A 20,646-nucleotide genomic window follows, 5' to 3' on the forward strand; every position below is an offset into this window, starting at 1 on the left:
CCTACCATGTTTGAAAATTTGATGTTATCAGTCGAAAACGGCGTGGCCACTATTACGCTGAATAGGCCGGATGTTTATAATGCTTTCAACGATGCCATGAGCTATGAATTGCAAGATGCATTGAAACAGGTGGAGAAAGATGCCAAGGTAAGGGTAGTAGTACTTACCGGGGCTGGAAAAGCTTTTTGTAGCGGCCAGGATTTAAAGGCCAGTATGCAACAAGGAAAGCGGAACCTCGGCGATTCTTTACGTAAAAGATATAACCCGATGATCCGCGCCATCAGGAATATGCCCAAGCCGGTTATCTGTAAACTGAACGGCGTAGCCGCCGGGGCAGGGTGTTCTTTAGCCCTGGCTTGCGACATGATTATAGCTTCTGAAAATGCCAGCATGATAGAGATATTTATCAATATTGCCCTGGTACTCGATTCAGGATCTTCCTATTTCCTTCCCCGCACAGTAGGATATCATAAAGCCTTTGAATTGGCAACCAAGGCCTCGAAATTATCGGCACAAGAAGCGATGGAATTGGGATTTATTAACAAGGTAGTCGCACCTGCGGAGCTGGACCAGGTTGTTTCAGATGAAGCAAAGTTTTATGCCGGAGCGCCTACCAAGGCAATCGGGCTATTGAAGAAACTCTTGACGAAAGGTATGACGGAGCAGCTGGATGCTGTTTTAGAATATGAAGCTTATTGCCAGGAGATTGCCGGTAATACGCAAGATAATTTGGAGGGGATCCAGGCATTTCTCGAAAAGCGTAAACCTGCTTTTCAAGGATTATAGTTTCACCTGCATTCATAAAAACGTTAAGCCCGGGATCTAATAAATCCCGGGCTTACTTTATTATAAAAAATCTTTATAAAATTAGAGTCCGCTCAAGCAAATACCAATAGAATACGGATTTACATCAACACTACTATTGTCTTTGAACAGGGTGTTCAGCGTATAAGAACCGAATAATGAGAAATTGCCGTACCCTACGCGGGCAGTTGCAGCATATCTCCAAGTATTAAAATAACGCTTGTTTTGTTCCTTGATGATATTTCTTTCGCCGCCCAGGCTGTTTTTACCCTTGGTATGGGCATTAACAAGCATCCCTACTTTTATCCCGGCAGCCGCTTTGAAACCCTTATTCGGATTATCCTTGGCAAAATACCTGATTTCCAAAGGCACGTCCAGGTAGGTCGTGGCAACTTTATATTTTTTGTATTCATCTGTAGGAACAAACTTCGGGGATGAGGAAGTGGATTGCATATCCAGCTTAAGGTTTCTTAAGAAAACACTACTGGAACCGAACCCAAGACCAGCCGCAAAGCTAAAATTTCCTTTTTTGAAGGGAAAGTCGTACATGAAATAAATATTGAATCCACGCGATAAGCCCTTGGTACTGATAGTATCAGGCATATTGCCCCAACCATCATAAGAAAGCTGAACCATCAGGAAGTCCCTGGAAAATCCCTTGCTTTGTGTTGCTTTGTTCAATACAGCGCCTGCTGCGCCATCTTGCGCAAATAACCCGAAGGAAACTCCTAATAAGCAGAGCGTAAAAATCAATTTTTTCATAATGTCTTATAAATGCTTAGCGAATCGAATATTAGGCAAATTTAATAGAATGCCGCTAATCAAAGGTTAAAATATTGCAAAAATAAAATTTCAAAGCTAGTCATTTTATAGCTGTCGCCCGCAAAATTCAACTTAAAAATTGCCGCCATGCGGCCTATTTATATTATATTTATCAACCGCTCTCGAAGCCTAGCAAACCCTAAAGTTTTAAAACATGAAATTATTGGTAACAAAACCCTCGCTCCTAAAGGGCATCCATATAACCGGTCGAAATACAGATTTAGACAAACCACCCTTCCTCCCCCCATACAAGACCGTCTTTTTGTATAAAACAAATCCTTAATACATCAGGCATACCCTTGTTCAATATTCTTCCATTATACCTAAATCAAATTCCGGTGTTAAAAAATTACTTTTATTTTACTGCACTGCTTGCCCTGTTCTATACCGGGTGTAAACAATCTTCCGAAATCCCCCGGATTCAAACATCTAATGACTACCAAAAAGGGGAGTCCCTGTTTTATACGGATGTTGATTCCGCCTTCTATTATTATAACAAAGCTGCTAACAATTCAAAAGATAGCCTGGAAATTGCCATGGCATATAACAGGATGGCCATCATTCAATCGGATGCCGGGGATTATTTCAATAGCCAGGAGAGTTTGCTCCAATCCTTGAAACACTTGGATGAAAACAATCCGAAGGACTATTACTGCCTTTACTCCGATTACAACGAGTTAGGTATTACCAATATGAACTTAAAAAATTATGATGCCTCGATCCAATACCTTGATGAAGCATTGAAGTATGCAAATGATACTGTTACGCGGGTCATTACGCTGAGTAATAAAGCCGTGACTTACCAGAAAAACGGTCAATACGATAAGGCCATTTCAATTTACGACACCATTCTATCACAAAGCCGGAACAATAAAAAACGCTATGCCCGGTTGTTATCTAACCTCGCTAAAGTGAAATGGTTGCAGAACTCCGATTATAAAGCAGCTCCCCAAATGATGGAAGCCTTGAACATCCGCCAGCAGGAAAAGGATAATTGGGGACTGAATGCCAGCTATGCACATTTATCGGACTATTATGCGAATAAACACCCTGATTCCGCATTGTTGTATGCCAAGAAAATGTATGCCAAAGCGCGGGAACTCAATAGCCCCGATGATCAAGTAGAAGCCTTACAAAAGTTATTGGCATTAGCGCCTGATCAGCAACTGAAAAATTATTTCGAACGTTACCAGTTGTTATCCGACAGCATACAAACCGGTAGGAATAATGCTAAAAATCAGTTTGCATTAATCCGTTTCGATGCCGAGAAAACTAAATCGGAGAACCTGCAACTTCAAAAGGAAAATGCCGAAAAGAAAACCAGGATTATACAGTTAATCATGAGTATCGCTCTTGGCATGATCGGAGCAAGTTTTGGTTTCTATAATTACAGGAAAAGAAAACAACGCTTGATGCGGGAACAAAAACTAAGAACTTCCCAAAAAGTGCACGATGTTGTAGCAAATGGATTGTATCAGATCATGACGAAAATAGAGCATAACCCGGTGATAGATAAAGAACAATTACTGGATAAAATGGAAGTGCTTTACGAGCAATCGAGGGATATTTCCTACGAGGGTACACCGAATATATCGCGCGATTACACAAGGTCCATTTCGAATTTATTATCCGCGTTCTCAACTAATGATAGGCTCGTTTCCATTGCCGGTAATACAAACGCAACTTGGAATGACATGAGCCCAAAAATCAAAACTGAGCTGGAACAAATCTTACAAGAATGGATGGTAAATATGAAAAAACATAGCAAGGCAAAAAATGCTTTTATAAAATTTGAACGAACAACAAAAGAATTAATTATAAACTATTCCGATGATGGTGTTGGATTACCTGTACCATTTAAACCCGGAAATGGCTGGATCAATACGGAAAACCGTATCAGCAAGTTAAACGGGACTATTAAATTTGGATCATTCCAAAATGAAAAAGGTCTAAAAATTCAAATTAATATCCCAATAACATAACATATGATCCGTAAAATACTAGTAGCCGAAGATCACGAAAGTGTCAACATCTCCTTAAATATAACATTGAAAGAAATAGGTATCAGCGATTATGAAACTGCTACTTATTGCGATGATGCGCTATTGAAAATACAAAAATCTATACAGGAAGATGCTTCGTATGACTTACTAATAACGGATCTTTATTTCGAAAAAGATCACCGGGAAGTGAAGCTGTCCAACGGGATGGATTTGATTAAAGCAGCCAGGGACTTACAACCCGACTTGAAAGTACTGGTATTTTCCGCTGAACACCGGCCCGCAATTATACTGGATCTTTATAAAAATTTAGAAATAGACGGTTTTGTAAGAAAGGCCAGGGGCGATGCCAAGGAACTGAAAAAAGCATTCGAATGTATTAATGATAACCAACAATATTATTCCAGTCAACTTCTCAACGAATCACGCGGTAATACTTACCAGTTTAGCGACTATGATATCAAGATCGTGGAACAAATGGTAAAAGGAATGAGCCAAAAAGAAATTGCTGCATATTTTAAAGAACATAATATCCAACCTTCTGGCCAAAGCAGCATTGAAAAAAGAATCAATGGTATGAAGGCCGCTTTCAACTACTCCAAAAATGAACAGATCATCGCTCATTGTGTAAAATGGGGAATCGTTTCATTCGAATAGATCCATCAATTCTACCCTTAGCTAGAAAACTCGTCCTTTACGGTTTCCCGTAAAAATCACATCCCCATGCGTACTAGCTTTGAACCTAGAAAGCCGGTACCATGAAGAATTATTATGTTAATATGAACAAGCAAAGCAATGGCGAGCATGAAGTACATGCAGAAGCTTGCTATAAAATGCCGTTGCGTATTAACAGGATTCCGCTCGGTCAATTTGCTTCTTGTAAAATTGCAGTCTCTACAGCCAAAAAATTTTATTCTAAAGTCAATGGCTGTAAAACCTGCTGCATAGAATGTCATACCCGCTAAATGTTGCATGATGAAATTTGGAATTAGAAAACCATCCTTAAAAAAAAGAATAGCCGCCAGGACATCCTGGAAGCGTTATGCCAGGCATTCCCTCGGTTTCAAAGCGCCGCGGGGTTGGGGTTGGTTAACCAATCCCAAAAAGGCCGCTTACAACCGGATGTACTATAGAACGACCTCCAAAGGTTGTCTAATGGTTTTCCTTTGGCTTTGCAGTATCTCGATCATGCTGGCACTTCTTGTTCTAAGAACATTCTGACATTCTAGGATTTTATTTAAAAACCCATCCATGAAACTTTTGTTATTAACCCTTGTATTTGCCAGTGGCATAACCTGTAAACGGGTTACCGTATTTGTATGTGATAGTAAATATGCTAAAAAATATCATTACCGGGATGATTGCCGGGGACTGAAAAACTGTAAACATAAGATCATCGAAATATCCTTGGATAGTGCGAGATCAACAAATAAAACACTGTGTAAGTGGGAATATAATCAATAGCCCAATAAATCATGTGAATGTTCGGGCTTATCATGTGAATGTTCGGGAAAATTTACCATTTAACCTTTCTGATATCATTAGATTGTATTTTGACAGATAATTTGACGGATGCCTATAAAAGCGCTTCCATATTGTACATGGCATGCATAGCATTTATCTTCAACCGAAAGACTTGAAATTATGTTTCCCTTTATGACCTCTTTATTATTGATAAAAAAGTACATGAATGTATATACATATAAAATCATTGTTGTCCGATTAAAATTGATTCAAGCCTTGCTGTATTCCTTGCCAGATAGCGAATGAAAGCCTGGTGATACAGTAGTACAAAAGCTCCACCGGGCGATCAAATTGGCTGCCGTAATGGCCAATTTGTGCCCTTTTTAGGTGCTTTTTGGGGCAAGCAAAAAAGTACAAGAAACGGGCAGATAGGCATTGAGTCGAACATTTAACGGAGATCGTTGTTCTTCCACATTGAAAATTTAGTCGGACAACAATGATATAAAATAAAGCAAATGGTATGAACACCCATGTTCTCCCAAATAAAAACCGCCCCATGAATCGGGGCGGTCAGATTTTAGTTACGGATTTGTCGGAGGTGGAGGAGGTGGTGGTGGTTGATTCGGACCGTGCTCTGTTTCTCCACCGGTATCCATGGTGGTTACCTGTGTTCCGTTATCGTGATTTGATTTTTTATGATGATTAGGGCAGAACGCCAAGAAAAAGGCGAGAATTAACTCTAGCATCTTATTAATTTTTTAATTTTAGGAAATCAGCCCCCGGCCGGTTGATGCCGGCAAGCCGTGAATGTGAGTGCGAGTGGCGCCGCTCGCATTTTTTGGGAAGGAAGGGTGGCATAGATCACGGGAGCTTATAATCGCTTCCCAAACCGGTTATTCACTACCGCTTTCTATGCCTTTGTAGAATCAGTGTTTCCCGTAGCTAATGAGATGTACAACCGATTACGAGAACGAAGATAGGATGGGTTAACAGGTTGATTGGCAAGCAGTTCCGATAATTCCAATCATTCCGGAGGAATTCCGAAAATGCGGATCGTATTCCGAAAATTCCGATACTTTCACCCCTATAAATGTTGAAAATGTTTCCTGATTACATTAAATTGGTCATCCAGGATTATAACCGTAAAAGGGCGGCCAATAAGCTTTCATTAAACCTAACGAACCCCTCCCCGGCCAAGCTCAAAGAAGAATGCTTAATTATTTACCGGGAACGCTATCGACCTAGAGATGAGAAGACATTGAGAAGCTTCTTCGGCACCGGTGAAGGACAAGCTGAATCAATACTGGCCATCAAACGCTGCGATACTGATAAATTCAGGCCCCTGGTGAATTATTTAAGGGAATTAACAAGCACTACTGATGAAAAGAATATTGAATTACTTGCCTGGCTGATCGATTTTGAACAGAGGCCTTATAAATATGGGGCGAAATATGAGGTTTTAAAAGGAGTCAACACAAACATAGAAAACGGTAGTCAAAATGGTGATGAAGGGCGGGAACCAATTGAAGAAGAAGAAGTGATTCCTATTGATAAAACAGCAGGGGAGGAGCTGCTAATATCACCAAAAGAGCCTAGAAAATGGATTGGCTTCTATCAAATTATATTGAATGGACTGTTAAAAAATAGTAGGACAATAGCATTCGTTTCTATTGCCGTAATTCTTGCCATTTCCGGCACGATGTATTGGAATAATCGGAACCGGCCAGGGATAAATTCAATAATGGGGTTATATGGAGCTAAAGGCTCCTGTATGTACTGGAACGTCGATCATTACCAACAAGTGCCCTGTACCCAAAAAATGGATAAGCATACCTTAGTATTAGCGCTGGACACTTTCAAACTGGTGCATTTTAAACAGATCACGCAAATAGATACCATCGGTTTAGACGATGTTGGCCGCGTATGGTATTCAAAGATCAAGGGCAAGCTCGAATATTTTACCGCTGACGGCTACCACCCGGTAGAAATAAAAATAAGGTTGAGACCCATTACAGAATATATTATCAGGAAATATATACATCCCGATTGGCCATAAAAAAACTCCACTATCCGGAGATCGTAGCCCGAAGCAGCGGAGTTTTAATGCTTAAAATAAATTAGTATTAGGATGAAATCACGCGATCATAGTTTCCAAAAAGCGGTCGCACTTTTCCTCGATTTTCTTCTTCCATTCTTTAGACTTAGGCGATGTTAATACGTAGCCTACGGCAGCGCCAAATAGAAGTCCGCGCACGAAATGCCCCAACAGTCCTTCCTGGGCAATATCTCTTTTCTGTCCTTTATGATAAACTACTTTTACTTTTTTCATGTCTACAGCTTTATATGATAACAACATCATTTAGCTTCAAGTTCTCCAATCAGTTGAATGGCCTTTTTAAAGTTGTTCTTTTCCGTGAGTACGCCTTCCCAAATATCGCCCTTTGATTCCAGCAAACCGGGCACATTATGGATATCAAAATCCCGGATGCTAAGCTGCGCATTTATATCTGTCCAATCTAAAGGCATTGAAACGGTAGCACCTGGTTTCGGACGAACGCTATAAGCCGAAGCCACCGTTTGACCGCGGCTATTTTGCAGGTAATCTATATAAACCTTTTTAGTCCTGGAAGAAACCGCTCTCGTTACGCTGGTGATTTTCGGCAATTGGGCTTGTACCTGCGTAGCAACATATTTGGCAAACAAACGACCGGCATCATAATCCAATTTGCCACCTGTAGGTACGAAAATATGAATCCCGGTAGAGCCGGAAGTTTTACAATAGCAAGTAATATTTAACGATTCCAAGTATTCCTTGATACAAATAGCTGTTTCCACAACCGCTTCAAAATCGATCTTACCCGGATCCAGATCAAAAACTATAAAATCGGGCTGATCTAAATTCCGGGTTCTGCTCAGCCAAGGATTCATATCGATGCAACCCAGATTAGTTAAGTAAATCAAGGTCGCACCGTTGTTACAAACCACGTAGTCGATATCTCTCTTGGCAGAATCCGCATAAATTGGCACCGTTTTCACGAACGGAGGCAGGTGCTCCGTATCAACATCTTTTTGATAAAAACCCTGCTTCTGAATACCTTCTGGAAAGCGGTGCAGGGAAAGGGGGCGTAATTTAAGATGTGGTAAGATATACGGGGCAATGGATTCATAATATTGCAACAAATCTCCTTTCGTGATACCTTCCTTCGGCCAGTACAATTTTTCGGTATGTGTTACCGGAACTTGCTTACTACCCATATTAATCGTTTCCTTGTTAAGCGTGTTTTTTGACATAATTTCCTCCTTTTCTGTTTGTCCCCGGCTATTTTTAATAACTTTTTTAGCGGCATTCTTCGGGGTAATTTTGCGGGGCACTTCAAGGGTAACATCCTTGGCTGCTTTATCTGTTCGTAAACCTAAGAAAATGGGTTGCCGGAGTTGCCCGGCTTCCGTCATACCGGCAAATTTCACTTCACAAACCAGCTTCGGCTTTAACCATGTGGGTTCCCCGTTCGGTTTAAACTCGGTATCAAAGGGGTTATTTTGAGTTTTAAATGCTTGCATCATCCCGTATATTTCTTTCAATAAAGCTTCGTCGAATCCACCGCCACAATGACCTAAGAATACCAATTTCTTGCCATTATATGCGCCCAGTAATAAAGCGCCGAATTTTGAACGGCTACCTTTCGGGCGCGTGTAACCCGCGATAATAGCTTCCTGTTGCTTATGATGTTTCACTTTTAACCACTGCTTTGAGCGCAATCCTTCAGAGTAAAAACTGTCGGCCTCTTTCGCAATCATCCCTTCCCATCCGCGCTTCCGTGCCTTGTTAAAAAATTCCGAACCTTTAGCCCTGGAATGATCGGTATATTGCACGTGCGGATCATCCAAATCCGCTATTAAGTCCTTTAGCAGGCTTTTCCTTTCCAATAAAGTCAAAGCTGTTGTCTCATAACCATCCAGGTATAATAGATCGAACACTTCAAAAACAAGCTTGCCTTCCTTGCTTTTTTTATATTGCTGCATCCTTTGAAAATCATCATGTCCATTTTTATCCAATACAACCAATTCACCATCTAACACCACGTTATGTGGAATTTTCTCCACAGCTTTGGCAATTATGTCAAAAGCAGGCAGATAGGATTGGTGGTTACGTGAATATAATTTACAAATATTTTTATGGCAGGAAGCGATCGCCCGGTACCCATCCCATTTCCGTTCAAAAATCCAACCGGGATCATCGAAAGGCTTATCTACCAGGGTGGCAAGCATGGGACTATAAAACGGCTTCATCTTTTTTTCCGGCGGCGCTATTTTGTCCCGGGCTTTTTTTTTACGTTTTTTTTACTGGTTGCACCTTTGGGGGAGCTACCCGCCCGCGCGGGATGCTCTTTATCTTTATTCAAGACCTTTTGAGGCGTATAGTCATCGATATGATACGTTTCTTCCGTGGCATAACGATCATTATGCTTTATGAGCAACCATGCTTTCTCCCCGGCAGATTTCATTCTCACCAGCGCAAATTCCCCTTTCAGCTTTTTGCCATGTAGGATTACCTTGATGGAACCTGATTTCCATTCCTTCAAAGGATCAGCGCTATCATCCAACATTTCATAAGTGCCTTTATCCCAGATATACACGGTACCAGCCCCGTAATTACCCTCCGGGATGACGCCTTCAAAATCTTTATAGTCATACGGGTGATCTTCCACCTCCATCGCGAGTCTTTTATCAGCAGGATTTAAGGAAGGACCTTTGGGAACGGCCCAGCTTTTTAATACGCCATCCATTTCCAAGCGGAAATCGAAATGCAATTGCGTGGCATCATGCCTTTGTACGACGAAGCTCAACTTGGCATCTTTACTTTTGCCACTGCGGGGTTCGGGTGTGTTTTTAAAATCTCTTTTCTGTTTGTATTTCGTCAAGCTCATGATATACGTTTTTTACCTGCTATACTGGCTTTTAATTGTTCATACAAATCCTTATTTGCCGTATGAACAACTTTAAGCGGTTTAACGGTCCGCTTCTTACCGCTGGCTTTCGCCTTAATAATCTTCAACAATTCGTGGTTATAAGTATCTTTAAACTTGCTGATATCGAAAGCTTCCGTATACTGTTTCACCAACTTTGTTGCCATATCCAGCTCTTGCTTACTAATGGTTACCTTACCGGGTAAATTCACGGATTGGATATCGCGGATTTCCTCTGCAAAACGCAACCTTTGTAACATCAGCCCTTTTTCCCGTGGCATAATCAAGGCCAGGTGCTCCTGCGAGCGCAAAACGAACTGTCCCAAACCGGCCTTCTTCGTTTTTTCCAAGGTTCTCAGCAATAGTACATAAGCCTTATCACCTCCTTTAGCGGGCTCTATATAATAGGGCGACTCGTAATAAATTGTATCAATAGTAGATATATCTACAAAATTAGACAAGGTAATCACTTTACTTTTTTCAGGGGATGCCGCCTCAAAATCTTCATCATCCAAAACCACGTAATCATCTTTATACATATACCCTTTGACGATTTGTTCCCAGGGAACTTCTTTCCCGGTATTTTCATTTACGCGTTTATAACGGATATGCGAATGATCTTTTGCATCAAGCATGTCAAGATCTAAGCTACTACTTTCCACCGCGCTGAATAGTTTCACCGGGATATTTACTAATCCAAATCCAATAGAACCCGACCAAATAGCTTTCATAAAAACTGTTTTATTAAATAACAAATACGTTCGAAAGATGTTAAAAGTGAAGTGCCGACCCAAGATTAAGCCGGCTTTACATTTTTATCCAATATTGCATAAGCAAAATGTAAAAACAGATTTTCAATAGGATATGTATTTATATCATCATAATGAATTAATAATTTTAACATTTCTGTCAAGATTGTTTGTAAAGTGCCGTGATAGGGGGAAATAGGGGAATTGTATTAAGGATACTACAGAAATCATACCGTTATAACTTTTCATAATTGCCTGGTGGCATAACTTTTGAATTATGTATGATACATCAACAACAACATTCTATGAAAAAAGAAGTCATTGCAAATAGCCATTTAGATGATATGAATACTTTATCTCAAGTCTTGAACAAATTGCGCGAAAGAGGGTACGACAACGAGTTAAAATTTAGCGATCATGGAAGAATGCAATCGGAAGGAGGTAAAGATATTTACGATGCAGAAGATCTGAAAATTATAAAAACATACCGCTTCGAAGGCGCTTCAGATCCTTCGGACTCTTCCGTATTATATATTATGGAAGATAAAAAAGGTAAGAAGGGATATGTAATAGATGCTTACGGGATGTACAGCACCCATGATGAAGAAGGTTTTGATGATTTTATAAAGAAAATCCCGGTAGAAGACAGGGAAGAGCAATACATCTTCCATGGTTTATAGCAACAACACGAAACACCTTCATCCAACTATAATATATAGCCGTTGTGTTAGGAAAGGATTGGCATGCTGAGCCAATCCTTTTTTATTTAATCTTACCCGTTGATAATTTCTCCACCGTTAGGATGTAATACTTGCCCGGTGATATAACTGGCAGCATCGCTGGCCAGGAAAACGAAACAAGAAGCTACCTCGGCAGGTTGCCCCGCCCTGGCTAACGGAACATCAGAACCGAATTTCTGTACATGCTTTGCCGGGAATGTTGCAGGTATCAACGGTGTCCAGATCGGGCCGGGCGCCACGGCATTTACGCGGATTCCCTTCTTGGCCAATACAGAGGAAAGGCTCCTCGTAAACGATACGATAGCTCCCTTGGTGGCAGAATAATCGAGCAAATGACTGCTTCCCCTGTAAGCGGTAACGGAGGTCGTGTTAATGATGCATGCCCCCTTCTTTAATTTCGGGATAGCATATTTACAGGTATAAAATTGTGCAAAAACATTAATTGAAAAGGTTTTCTTTAATTGCTCCGCGCTGATGTTTTCTATACTTTCCCGGGGATATTGTACCGCCGCGTTATTAACCACAATATCCAAGCGTTTGAATTGTTGCAAAGTTTTATCAATAATTTTCTTGCAATGTGCTTCGCGGCTGATATCTCCTGGAATCAACAAGCAAGTTCCCGACATCTGCTCAATCTCGTGTTTCGTTTGCAATGCGTCAGTTTTTTCATTAAAATATGCAATTACCACCTTGGCGCCTTGCCCGACAAAAGCCAATGCTATTGCCTTTCCAATCCCGCTGTCACCACCGGTAATTATGGCGACTTTCCCGGCCAATAAGCCGCAAGCCGGGATAATGGGTTCATTATCCGGTAAAGGTTGCATCAAGTATTCCTTCCCGGGTTGTTCCTTTTGTTGTTGTTTAGGTCGAACGGCTTTCTTTGGAGCGGCATGTTGCATGATTTAAGTTTTTAAGGATGGAGATGAAACAGTAAAGTCTTCCTAAATAGATTTAGAAAGACTTTACCTTACATCTATAGATGATGGATGCTGGTATTTTGTATGCTATTCCATAACAGCTTCTTCGTTCACAGAAGTTTCAGCAATATTGGTTAACATACTATCCGCATCTTTTTCTTCAAGCAAAGTAGTTCCCAGGATGTCGGAGGCCCTTGGCTTATTCATCATGGCAGCCAATGTTCTTAAGCTGCCGTAAGAAGCTATTTCATAATGTTCCATCTTTTGCAATGAAATGATTAAAGCCGCGTCCCTAACCATCGCATCCGTATCATCTATAAAATCCTGCGCTTCATGAATCAGGCCGGCCATGGCTTCACATTTTTGTCCCGAAGGCTTCTTATCCATCAATGCAAATACTTCTTCCAGCCGTTCGATATGAATGGCGGTTTCAGCTTCATGATCGGCAACAGTCATTAATAACTGGTGCGTTGAAATATATTTTTGAATCTTTTGCAAGAATTTATATAAATGCTTTTCCGCCCAATAAATGTCCTTCAGTTCTGCCATGAACAAAGCTTGGAATTTTTCATTCGGCAGTCCTTCCGTTTGGGCGCTCCTGGCATTACTTCTTGTCTTAGTACCTGTTGCCATGAGTAAATTTTTATAATATGAATTAATGCTGTTTATTCGGGAAAGGGAAGCGATCCCTTTTATCTACGACGCTCTTTTCTTTATCATATAATTTTTCTTCTCCATCGGTAATACCCGGATCCCTTTCTTGTACGGGTGGGTCCAAATCATGATCCGCAATTTTTTGGGATGATTCTTGTGATGAAGGGGATGGTTCCGATTGCGGATCTGCCGGTTCATGCGGGTTTGGCCTCGTAGGAACTTCCTGCGGATTGTTGGGATTCTTTTCCGGCGGCACCGGGGGTGGCGGATTCGTTACCGGTGGCGGTTGTTTCCCCGGTGTTTGCGGCGGTTGTTCTTTTCCCGGCTTTTCTGGCCCATTTTGATTATTAGGATGTATCATAACAAGTTCATTTAGATTTCAATAAAAGCACCGGTAGGTTTCAATAAGATTTAAAGAACAGTTCCGAAGATGTTAGCTACCGGTGCGTTCGAAGTATTGGGTTGTATGCAAGTAACTGACCAATTATAGTTTTACAAAGTCTGTTCCATAAAGGAAATCCTTACCGAAACACTACTTTATAACGTACTATAGTAAAGAATTTAGCAAGATTTGAACATGAAGAAAAACCGGCATTGCCCCGCAACAATACCACCGTATTCCGTGTAGAATAGGGGAGTCATACTGTAGAATAATTTGCCCGTAACAATTCCGTTCATTTTAAATTGATCGTTCACAACAAATATGCATATATCGGTACATAGAAAAATCAGGATCGGGTTCTTCATTGCCTTTACGGTTATCGTGGCCGCAACGGTCTGTTCCTACTTTATCGCAAAAAACCTGGTGCAGAATGCCAGCCAGCTCAACCACACGATCGAGGTATCGAAAAAACTGGAAGTCATTACCAAGCAATTAAAAGATGCAGAGGCGGCGATCAGGGGATTTGATCTTACCAAGGATCCAAGGTTTATGGAGCCCCCCATGCATGTACGGATCGACAAGATCGACGAAGAGTTCAAGCAATTGAGGGTCATAACGAGGGGCAGTAAAGTACAATCGCACAACATGGATACCTTGCGGGTCTTGTTGGAAATTAAATTCCGCCAATTCATGGCCGATTCTATCCATGCCCCTGGTCAAAGCGCCCGCGTATCCGTACAGGCGGGGGAAACTTATATGGACCTGGTAGAAAAGAAAGTGCAGCAAATGATCCATATAGAAGAGCGTACCACGAAAGAAAAATCGAAGCTGTTTCATTTCTTTTCATCATTATGGGTACCCTTCATCTTCGGGGTTTCCATATTGGCCGTCCTAATCGGAGTTTATAGCTATATCGTGCTGAATAAAGAATTTAAACTCCAGCTACGCATTGAATCCAAAATGAGGAGTTACCAACGGGAGCTCCAGGAAAACATAACCCTATTGCATAAATCCAACCAAGCGCTGGAACAGTTTGCATACGTAGCCTCCCATGACTTGCAAGAACCGCTGCGGAAAATCTCCACCTTCAGCGATCGATTACAGATGAAATACCGCGAGAACTTACCGCCGGAAGGTCAACAGATGATTGACAGGATGCTCGTAGCCGTAGACAGGATGCGCACCTTGATACAAGACTTACTGGTATTCTCCCGGTCGGGCAGGATCACCCGGGAAAATATGGACGAGGTTCATTTATCACAAGTACTACAAGAAGTGCTGTCAGACTTAGAACTAGCGCTGCACGAAAAGCAGGCGATCGTAACAAATAACACGCTGCCAACGATTATCGGTCACAAAACTTCATTGCATCAACTTTTCCAAAACCTAATATCCAATGCCATCAAATTTGCTTCACCGCATAGAGCATTAACCATTAACATTTCTTCGGAAACTTTAAGCGGTGCGGAAACCGGTATCATGCCGGAAAATTTGAAAGACCATCTTTTTTGCAGGATTACCATCGAGGATAACGGCATCGGCTTCGATCAAGCTTATGCCGAAAGAATATTCATGATATTTCAAAGATTACATGGAGTAAGCGAATACCAAGGAACGGGTATAGGATTAGCCATTTGTAAAAAAATTGTTGATGCTCATCACGGGATGATCTCCGCGTACGGTTATCCGGGTAAAGGCGCTTTGTTCGTAATATTATTACCTTTTAAACAATTAAACTATGATTAAAGATGAAAACCCGGATAAGCAATGTATTCTAGTGGCTGATGATGATTCCGATGACCGGGAGATGTTGAAGGCCGCCTTCGATGAAAATAAGCTACCCTATAACTTAACATTTGTTGAAAATGGCGAAGAAGCGATGCTCTATTTAAAAAGAAAAGGGCGGTACGTAGATATTAAAAGCTATCCCTTACCCAACTTGATCTTGCTCGACCTGAACATGCCCCGGAAAGATGGCCGCGAAGTTATCCGCGAAATCAGGAACGATTTTGGATTATGCGGTTTACCGATCGTTGTGCTAACAACATCCCGGGAATCGAAGGACGTTTTGAAATGTTACGAACTAGGTTGCAATAGTTTCATCATAAAACCGGTAACCTTTCACGGGCTACTTCTTTTTACCAACATGCTCCACCAATATTGGTTTAACCTCGTGGAACTGCCCGCGTTGAAAAAACTATAATTATGACAAATGAGCCTGTAAAAATATTGATGATCGATGATGACGAAGATGATTTTTTCCTGGTTAACACATATCTAGATGATGTGGCCGGGCAAAATTTCGAAGTAGAATGGGTACCGAATGCTACAAAAGGAAAGGAATCGATCCAAAAGAAAATGCACGATCTATACCTGGTAGATTACCGGTTAGGCGCTTTTACCGGCCTAGATATCCTGAATTTTTTTAAAGAATTGGACTATAAAGCTCCCGTGATCATGCTCACGGGAAAAGGCGATTATAATATCGATAAAGCCGCTATGGCCGCCGGGGCCGCCGATTTTTTAGTAAAGGGAGAGTTTTCAGCGCCGATGCTGGAAAGGGCTATCCGTTACGCCCTGGATGAATTTAACCACCTCCAGGTAATTGAAGAAAATAGACGTAAATATTTCGGCATCTTTGAAAAATCTCACGATATAATCATCTTGGCCGATTGTGATAAAAATATCATCGATGTCAATCCAAGCGCCTGTAAAAAATTAAAAGCAACAAAAGAGCAGTTATTAAATAAAAGCTTAAAAGCCTTATTCTACAATCCAAGGGAAGGACAGGAATTCATTGATAGCATTTGTAATGATACAAATATTTCCCAGTCGCCTTACAGCTTTGTCACTATAGAACAACAAAAGATTGAAGTGCTGCTTAATGCCAATATGCTCGATGAATCAAAGCAGATATTTTTATGTGTGGCCGAAGATATAACCGATAAGATCAAGAAAGAACAAGTACAAAGACAATTAGAAAAATTTGCTATTTCGGGCAGGATCGCTCGGTTGGTAGCGCATGAGGTCCGTAATCCTTTGACGAATATCCTGCTAGCCGTCAGTCAATTCCGCCAGGATCCCCTACCGGAACAGGAGGAAGCGGTCGAATATCTTGATATCATGGAACGAAATTGTAGCCGGATCAACGAGCTAATCAGCGAGTTGCTTAATACGACCCGCTTACAAGAATTGGAAATGCAAAAACATGATATCAATAAATTGGTGGAGCAGAGCATTGCATTCGTTGAAGACCGGTTAAGATTAAACCAAGTTAATTTACGATTGCAGCTTGTTCCCGAGCCAATTTATATAGAGGCCGACGAGGAAAAAGTGCTGGTAGCATTTACCAACTTACTGGTGAACGCTATCGAGGCCATGCAGCCGGAACAAGGAGAATTATTCGTTTGGGTGAATCCCGGGCAAGAAAAAGTGCAGGTAATTTTCACGGATAACGGTCAAGGTATTGAACCCGATGTGCTGGCCCGTTTATTTGAACCATTTTACACTTCGAAAGCTAATGGCACCGGTTTGGGACTGGCTTCTACGCAAAACATCATACTGAGTCATAAGGGAACGATATCCGTTGAGAGCGAACCGGGCAATGGTAGTACTTTTAAGATTTCATTTAACAGGCTATAGCACTTAATCCCAAAATTCATCGGGATCGATCGATTGTAAATAAGGGTTCAAAGGCTGCCCATCCTTGGCATATCGTTGAACCATCCTACTGGCCCAATGCCCCTTTTCATCCCAACGTTCAAATACCAACATTTGCTGGCGACCTCTTTCATCGAGCGTGATACGTTGCCTGGACACGAGTTGATCTAATTCTTTCGATAATGTTGATTTCTTTTTCCATTCTTCGGTATACACCAGCTCACCCTTGATGTTAAAATATTGATCTTCGAGGCGCTTCCTCGACTTGGAGCCTTGCTCTAACTGGAACGTTTGTATCCGGAGCTTAACACCATTCCTGGCAAAAAATGTAACCACTAAACTATTTTCGGAAGCATTGTAAACGGTATCAAGTTTCGCTGTATAGATTTGAAGCATCTGCTCAAGTTGGCAATTGAAATTTGTAGCTTTTAATAAGTATACCTGGTGCTTCAAGTTCCTCATATAAGACTTGGAAACGATGGTATCACCCACGAAAGTGCTGGCATAATGTTGGGCATTCGCCCCGGTCACAGTTAAGATTAAAAAACCGAAACCTAAAAAGATTTTACATAAGGGCATAGGAAGATAATTATTTACATATAAATAAATTTACAATATAAAAATAGGTAAAGAATCCTTCACAACCTAGTTGCGGCCCTGATTTTCTTTCATTTTACGTTCTTGTTGCTCCAGCCATTGATGCAAGATGGCATATAAAGAAATACTAGTATCAAATAGATCTTCCTTGTACGGAACCTGCAATTTATCCAGCAACCTGGCTTGGTTCATCCCGGTGGCATATACGTACCTGTAGGCTCGCTGCGTCTTGTATAGCCATGGAAACTTTTCCAGGTTAAAGCGTTTAAAATCCTTAAATGCATGAAAAAACGTATCTACGGCAGCTAAGGTGGGGGATACCACAAGGTTGCCGTAGTTCTTCATTACTTGGAACTCCATGTAGCGGGCCGTACCTTCCATCTTTTCAAAATAATCTTCATATAGATCGATATTATAATGGTAGGTCATTTCGAAGACATCGCGGCGCTGTTCCCTAGCTTGCACAAATGCTTGCAAACAGATAATCACCGAATCCCTGGTAGGCACTTCGAGGGCTTTTAACAGTAAGGCATTTTCTTTATCAATACCCTGCTTAAACCAATCTACCACGATATAGTTCGCATTCAGGCTGTCCACCGTCATTTTATGGGCAATTTGTTGCCTGTAGATATCACGGGTTCCCTGATGTAATAATTGGTAAGCATGAAAATATTCATGGATAACCCGGGCCGCCCACTCTTCGGTACTTGAAATAGCGGGTATAGAAAGGTGTGCATTCTCGGGACTATTGCAATAAGTAACGGGTAAATTATAATGCAACAAGCAGGTATCGGTGAAATCCAGCTTGGTAATGAGCTTAAAAGTACCTAGAAAACCGGGATCGATATATTTATACAATTTCAGATCCTTATGGCATTCAAACAGTGTTGCACCGGTCAGCTCGACCATCCTTTCCGTTGCATGGTTGATATAACCGGTATCATCTTTAAAATAAACCAGGGGAACAATATCCACACTATCTGCCAACTGGGGCCAGGCTTTTACAGCAGCATTTTTATAAATGGATTCCACAAAGGCCAATCTTTCACATACCATATTATGCGAATCACCCGTTTTTGGAAGCGTACACCGGTTAAAATACAGCAAAATACAAGCTAAAAACAAGTAATGGTAAATCTTCATGTTGCTATGTATGCATATCTGTACTAAAGATATAAATCTTTTGCTTTCAGCCCATGAACATATTCAAAATTATTCTAAATACAATATTCCAATGGAAGAATGGACCAAGCTCGCTTAGGGATTCATCATTAGCAAGCACGAAAAAATTTATAATTGACATACATTCAAACCGCAGTTAAAATTCTTGCTGGTAAAGTTTTTGTATTTATATGTATAAACGACCCGGAAGATGAAGAAGCTCAATCAAACGATAGTGATATTACAAAAATTATCCAGGACGCAAGTAGATCGTATTCAAGGTTATGAAAGAGCCATTCAAATTTGTGATGATGAAGATCTGAAGCATATTTTTAAAGATATGATCAGGATAAGCGAGGATTTGCACCAACAACTTTCCGGCTTATTACTGGAAATGGGGTTTGCACAAGAAAAAAACAATACCTTGACCGGGAAGGCTTACGCCACCTGGATGCAGATAAAAAATAAGCTTTTACCCGCATCCCAACGCCACCAAGTATTACAAGATTGTGAATTCGGAGAAGATATGGCACAGAGGGTTTATTCCGATGTTCTAAGTGGAAAAGAGAAGTTGCCTATAGATGTGTACAAACTGCTTTTACACCAACAGAAGATTATGAAATCTTCTTATGATAGGATACACCACTTGAGAAATATCTTCTGACCTGTATTATAATATCATGATTTTCATTGTTGGGCGGGATTGAAGAAAAAGGGGAATCGATATAAAAAAGATTGTCCCGCTTTTTGCAGGACAACCTTTTGGCAAGCTATAAGTTTTTTTAATGTATCGTTCATGATATTTTAAAATATAGTATGACACGATTTATGTCATTTTTCATCCTCATATCATTTATTCACCATCTTAAAAACTTATAACTTACTAATTAACTAAAACAACAGCTATGGTAAAAAGCATATTATTTCAAAAAAGATTGAATTAGTGATTGAACTTCATCTTTAGATTTACCGATCTTTTGCTGGATCTTACCCATCAATTCATCTTCCTTACCCTCTTCATACTTAAGATCATCATCGGTTAATTCTGCAAACTGCTGCTTTAACTTACCGCTGATCTCATTCCATTTACCTTTCAAAATTGTCGTGTTCATAATAATTCGTTTTGGGTTCTACAATAATATTCTTCTACAGGTATTGAAACAATATCCATACCAGCGTACCAAAATGCCTGTTTACAAAATGTTAAACCCGCCGGGGAATGTAAAATTTCAACAAATCGTGGAATTACTTCCACGATAATAGTTTAAACATATAGATGAATGCTATAGAAAATAGATAGGCAAGTTTATTGATATATAACAATAAGATTCAACCAAAGATAAAAGTGATAAATTATTGTGCGATGGGAAGTTTAATTTTAATTATCGATGATGAACCTGATATTTGCCGCCTCCTTAAAATGAGTTTATCACGCGATGGATACCAGGTTAAATATGTACATGGACTGAATGAAGGCTTAGCTTTTATAGAGGAAGAGGTACCTGATATTTTATTCTTGGACATACACTTGCCGGATGGTTCGGGCTTAGCCGCATTGCCATTTATAAAGGAAAACCATGATAATATTACAATTGTAACAATCAGCGCTTTCGATGCCGGCTATGAAAAAGAGGCAGCGCTCTCTGCCGGCGCTTCCTACTTTTTGCCGAAACCTTTTAACATTAAAAGCTTAAAAGATTTGATGGTGCAACTTCATGAATGAAGCTCG

General features: G+C 40.6%; 22 protein-coding genes. 11 read left to right on the forward strand and 11 right to left on the reverse strand.

Going from position 1 to position 20,646, the window contains the following annotated elements; translation table 11 throughout:
• Positions 1-6 precede the first annotated feature (6 nt).
• The gene (locus tag COR50_RS04280; RefSeq protein WP_098192842.1) at positions 7-786 is read left to right on the forward strand and encodes an enoyl-CoA hydratase-related protein; all 780 of its coding nucleotides are present in this window, start codon (positions 7-9) and stop codon (positions 784-786) included.
• Positions 787-867: 81 nt separating this feature from the next.
• Here COR50_RS04280 and COR50_RS04285 read toward each other — a convergent pair whose 3' ends face one another.
• On the reverse strand, positions 868-1,566 hold the full coding sequence (locus COR50_RS04285) for a porin family protein (protein ID WP_098192843.1): 699 nt from the start codon (positions 1,564-1,566) through the stop codon (positions 868-870).
• 398 nt (positions 1,567-1,964) lie between these two features.
• Between COR50_RS04285 and COR50_RS04290 the strand changes: the two genes are divergently transcribed.
• The 4 genes from COR50_RS04290 (at position 1,965) to COR50_RS04315 (ending at position 7,146) form a co-directional block, all read left to right on the forward strand.
• Positions 1,965-3,608, forward strand: coding sequence for a tetratricopeptide repeat-containing sensor histidine kinase (locus COR50_RS04290; protein WP_098196094.1), 1,644 nt, complete (start codon positions 1,965-1,967; stop codon positions 3,606-3,608).
• Between the two features lie 3 nt (positions 3,609-3,611).
• A complete protein-coding gene (locus COR50_RS04295; protein ID WP_098192844.1) occupies positions 3,612-4,283 on the forward strand; it encodes a response regulator in 672 nt (223 codons plus the stop codon).
• 101 nt (positions 4,284-4,384) lie between these two features.
• A complete protein-coding gene (locus COR50_RS04300) occupies positions 4,385-4,591 on the forward strand; it encodes a hypothetical protein (RefSeq protein ID WP_098192845.1) in 207 nt (68 codons plus the stop codon).
• A 1,598-nt stretch (positions 4,592-6,189) separates the two neighbouring features.
• Entirely contained in the window at positions 6,190-7,146 is a 957-nt protein-coding gene (locus COR50_RS04315; RefSeq protein ID WP_157760616.1) for a hypothetical protein, read from the forward strand.
• 78 nt (positions 7,147-7,224) lie between these two features.
• Here COR50_RS04315 and COR50_RS04320 read toward each other — a convergent pair whose 3' ends face one another.
• From COR50_RS04320 to ku, 4 genes are read right to left on the reverse strand one after another with little or no spacing between them, the layout of a single operon-like run.
• On the reverse strand, positions 7,225-7,419 hold the full coding sequence (locus COR50_RS04320) for a hypothetical protein (protein ID WP_157760617.1): 195 nt from the start codon (positions 7,417-7,419) through the stop codon (positions 7,225-7,227).
• Positions 7,420-7,445: 26 nt separating this feature from the next.
• Positions 7,446-9,380: a DNA ligase D gene (gene ligD, locus COR50_RS04325; RefSeq protein WP_098192850.1), complete on the reverse strand. Its 1,935-nt coding sequence runs from the start codon at positions 9,378-9,380 to the stop codon at positions 7,446-7,448.
• 17 nt (positions 9,381-9,397) lie between these two features.
• On the reverse strand, positions 9,398-10,018 hold the full coding sequence (locus tag COR50_RS04330) for a DNA polymerase ligase N-terminal domain-containing protein (protein WP_098192851.1): 621 nt from the start codon (positions 10,016-10,018) through the stop codon (positions 9,398-9,400).
• Complete coding sequence (gene ku, locus COR50_RS04335) at positions 10,015-10,788, reverse strand: non-homologous end joining protein Ku (protein ID WP_098192852.1); 774 nt, start codon at positions 10,786-10,788, stop codon at positions 10,015-10,017. Before ku ends, COR50_RS04330 begins: the two co-directional genes overlap by 4 nt.
• A 323-nt stretch (positions 10,789-11,111) precedes the next feature.
• On the opposite strand from ku, the gene COR50_RS04340 reads away from it, so the two are divergent.
• A complete protein-coding gene (locus tag COR50_RS04340) occupies positions 11,112-11,486 on the forward strand; it encodes a hypothetical protein (RefSeq protein ID WP_098192853.1) in 375 nt (124 codons plus the stop codon).
• Between the two features lie 92 nt (positions 11,487-11,578).
• Here the strand turns inward: COR50_RS04340 and COR50_RS04345 are convergent, their stop codons facing one another.
• The 3 genes from COR50_RS04345 to COR50_RS04355 all read right to left on the reverse strand — a co-directional run bounded on the left by COR50_RS04345 (position 11,579) and on the right by COR50_RS04355 (position 13,478).
• Positions 11,579-12,445 carry a glucose 1-dehydrogenase gene (locus tag COR50_RS04345; protein ID WP_098192854.1) on the reverse strand — a complete coding sequence of 289 codons (867 nt, stop codon included), beginning with the start codon at positions 12,443-12,445 and terminating at the stop codon, positions 11,579-11,581.
• A 105-nt stretch (positions 12,446-12,550) separates the two neighbouring features.
• Positions 12,551-13,096 carry a YciE/YciF ferroxidase family protein gene (locus COR50_RS04350; RefSeq protein ID WP_098192855.1) on the reverse strand — a complete coding sequence of 182 codons (546 nt, stop codon included), beginning with the start codon at positions 13,094-13,096 and terminating at the stop codon, positions 12,551-12,553.
• 22 nt (positions 13,097-13,118) lie between these two features.
• Positions 13,119-13,478, reverse strand: coding sequence for a hypothetical protein (locus COR50_RS04355; protein ID WP_098192856.1), 360 nt, complete (start codon positions 13,476-13,478; stop codon positions 13,119-13,121).
• A gap of 342 nt (positions 13,479-13,820) precedes the next feature.
• Here COR50_RS04355 and COR50_RS04360 point away from each other — a divergent pair, with 342 nt between their 5' ends.
• Genes COR50_RS04360 through COR50_RS04370 form a run of 3 tightly spaced genes read left to right on the forward strand, consistent with a single transcriptional unit; the run spans position 13,821 to position 17,141 of the window.
• Entirely contained in the window at positions 13,821-15,245 is a 1,425-nt protein-coding gene (locus COR50_RS04360) for a sensor histidine kinase (RefSeq protein WP_098192857.1), read from the forward strand.
• Positions 15,238-15,702 carry a response regulator gene (locus COR50_RS04365; RefSeq protein WP_098192858.1) on the forward strand — a complete coding sequence of 155 codons (465 nt, stop codon included), beginning with the start codon at positions 15,238-15,240 and terminating at the stop codon, positions 15,700-15,702. The genes COR50_RS04360 and COR50_RS04365 overlap by 8 nt, the downstream gene beginning before the upstream one ends.
• Positions 15,703-15,704: 2 nt before the next feature.
• Positions 15,705-17,141, forward strand: coding sequence for a hybrid sensor histidine kinase/response regulator (locus tag COR50_RS04370; RefSeq protein WP_098192859.1), 1,437 nt, complete (start codon positions 15,705-15,707; stop codon positions 17,139-17,141).
• Positions 17,142-17,144: 3 nt separating this feature from the next.
• On the opposite strand, the gene COR50_RS04375 is transcribed toward COR50_RS04370, so the two are convergent.
• Positions 17,145-17,738, reverse strand: a complete 594-nt coding sequence (locus COR50_RS04375; RefSeq protein WP_098192860.1) for a hypothetical protein — start codon at positions 17,736-17,738, stop codon at positions 17,145-17,147.
• 66 nt (positions 17,739-17,804) lie between these two features.
• Positions 17,805-18,788, reverse strand: a complete 984-nt coding sequence (locus tag COR50_RS04380) for a hypothetical protein (protein WP_157760618.1) — start codon at positions 18,786-18,788, stop codon at positions 17,805-17,807.
• A 340-nt stretch (positions 18,789-19,128) separates the two neighbouring features.
• On the opposite strand from COR50_RS04380, the gene COR50_RS04385 reads away from it, so the two are divergent.
• Positions 19,129-19,581 (forward strand): PA2169 family four-helix-bundle protein, encoded by a 453-nt coding sequence (locus COR50_RS04385; protein WP_098192862.1) that lies wholly within the window; start codon positions 19,129-19,131, stop codon positions 19,579-19,581.
• 256 nt (positions 19,582-19,837) lie between these two features.
• Here COR50_RS04385 and COR50_RS04390 read toward each other — a convergent pair whose 3' ends face one another.
• On the reverse strand, positions 19,838-20,029 hold the full coding sequence (locus COR50_RS04390; RefSeq protein WP_098192863.1) for a CsbD family protein: 192 nt from the start codon (positions 20,027-20,029) through the stop codon (positions 19,838-19,840).
• 251 nt (positions 20,030-20,280) lie between these two features.
• Between COR50_RS04390 and COR50_RS04395 the strand changes: the two genes are divergently transcribed.
• Complete coding sequence (locus tag COR50_RS04395; RefSeq protein WP_098192864.1) at positions 20,281-20,640, forward strand: response regulator; 360 nt, start codon at positions 20,281-20,283, stop codon at positions 20,638-20,640.
• Positions 20,641-20,646 lie beyond the last annotated feature (6 nt).

Source organism: Chitinophaga caeni (assembly GCF_002557795.1).
Taxonomy (GTDB): Bacteria; Bacteroidota; Bacteroidia; order Chitinophagales; family Chitinophagaceae; genus Chitinophaga; species Chitinophaga caeni.

Excerpts from the sequence above, each read along its gene's own strand:
- COR50_RS04345 (WP_098192854.1), bottom strand. The coding sequence starts at position 12,445 with ATGCAACATGCCGCTCCAAAGAAAGCCGTTCGACCTAAACAACAACAA.
- COR50_RS04300 (WP_098192845.1), top strand. The coding sequence starts at position 4,385 with ATGAAGAATTATTATGTTAATATGAACAAGCAAAGCAATGGCGAGCAT.
- ligD (WP_098192850.1), bottom strand. The coding sequence starts at position 9,380 with ATGAAGCCGTTTTATAGTCCCATGCTTGCCACCCTGGTAGATAAGCCT.
- COR50_RS04285 (WP_098192843.1), bottom strand. The coding sequence starts at position 1,566 with ATGAAAAAATTGATTTTTACGCTCTGCTTATTAGGAGTTTCCTTCGGG.
- COR50_RS04395 (WP_098192864.1), top strand. The coding sequence starts at position 20,281 with ATGGGAAGTTTAATTTTAATTATCGATGATGAACCTGATATTTGCCGC.
- COR50_RS04315 (WP_157760616.1), top strand. The coding sequence starts at position 6,190 with ATGTTTCCTGATTACATTAAATTGGTCATCCAGGATTATAACCGTAAA.
- COR50_RS04295 (WP_098192844.1), top strand. The coding sequence starts at position 3,612 with ATGATCCGTAAAATACTAGTAGCCGAAGATCACGAAAGTGTCAACATC.
- COR50_RS04355 (WP_098192856.1), bottom strand. The coding sequence starts at position 13,478 with ATGATACATCCTAATAATCAAAATGGGCCAGAAAAGCCGGGAAAAGAA.
- COR50_RS04365 (WP_098192858.1), top strand. The coding sequence starts at position 15,238 with ATGATTAAAGATGAAAACCCGGATAAGCAATGTATTCTAGTGGCTGAT.
- COR50_RS04370 (WP_098192859.1), top strand. The coding sequence starts at position 15,705 with ATGACAAATGAGCCTGTAAAAATATTGATGATCGATGATGACGAAGAT.
- COR50_RS04320 (WP_157760617.1), bottom strand. The coding sequence starts at position 7,419 with ATGAAAAAAGTAAAAGTAGTTTATCATAAAGGACAGAAAAGAGATATT.
- COR50_RS04360 (WP_098192857.1), top strand. The coding sequence starts at position 13,821 with ATGCATATATCGGTACATAGAAAAATCAGGATCGGGTTCTTCATTGCC.
- COR50_RS04340 (WP_098192853.1), top strand. The coding sequence starts at position 11,112 with ATGAAAAAAGAAGTCATTGCAAATAGCCATTTAGATGATATGAATACT.
- COR50_RS04375 (WP_098192860.1), bottom strand. The coding sequence starts at position 17,738 with ATGCCCTTATGTAAAATCTTTTTAGGTTTCGGTTTTTTAATCTTAACT.
- COR50_RS04385 (WP_098192862.1), top strand. The coding sequence starts at position 19,129 with ATGAAGAAGCTCAATCAAACGATAGTGATATTACAAAAATTATCCAGG.
- COR50_RS04350 (WP_098192855.1), bottom strand. The coding sequence starts at position 13,096 with ATGGCAACAGGTACTAAGACAAGAAGTAATGCCAGGAGCGCCCAAACG.
- COR50_RS04280 (WP_098192842.1), top strand. The coding sequence starts at position 7 with ATGTTTGAAAATTTGATGTTATCAGTCGAAAACGGCGTGGCCACTATT.
- COR50_RS04390 (WP_098192863.1), bottom strand. The coding sequence starts at position 20,029 with ATGAACACGACAATTTTGAAAGGTAAATGGAATGAGATCAGCGGTAAG.
- ku (WP_098192852.1), bottom strand. The coding sequence starts at position 10,788 with ATGAAAGCTATTTGGTCGGGTTCTATTGGATTTGGATTAGTAAATATC.
- COR50_RS04330 (WP_098192851.1), bottom strand. The coding sequence starts at position 10,018 with ATGAGCTTGACGAAATACAAACAGAAAAGAGATTTTAAAAACACACCC.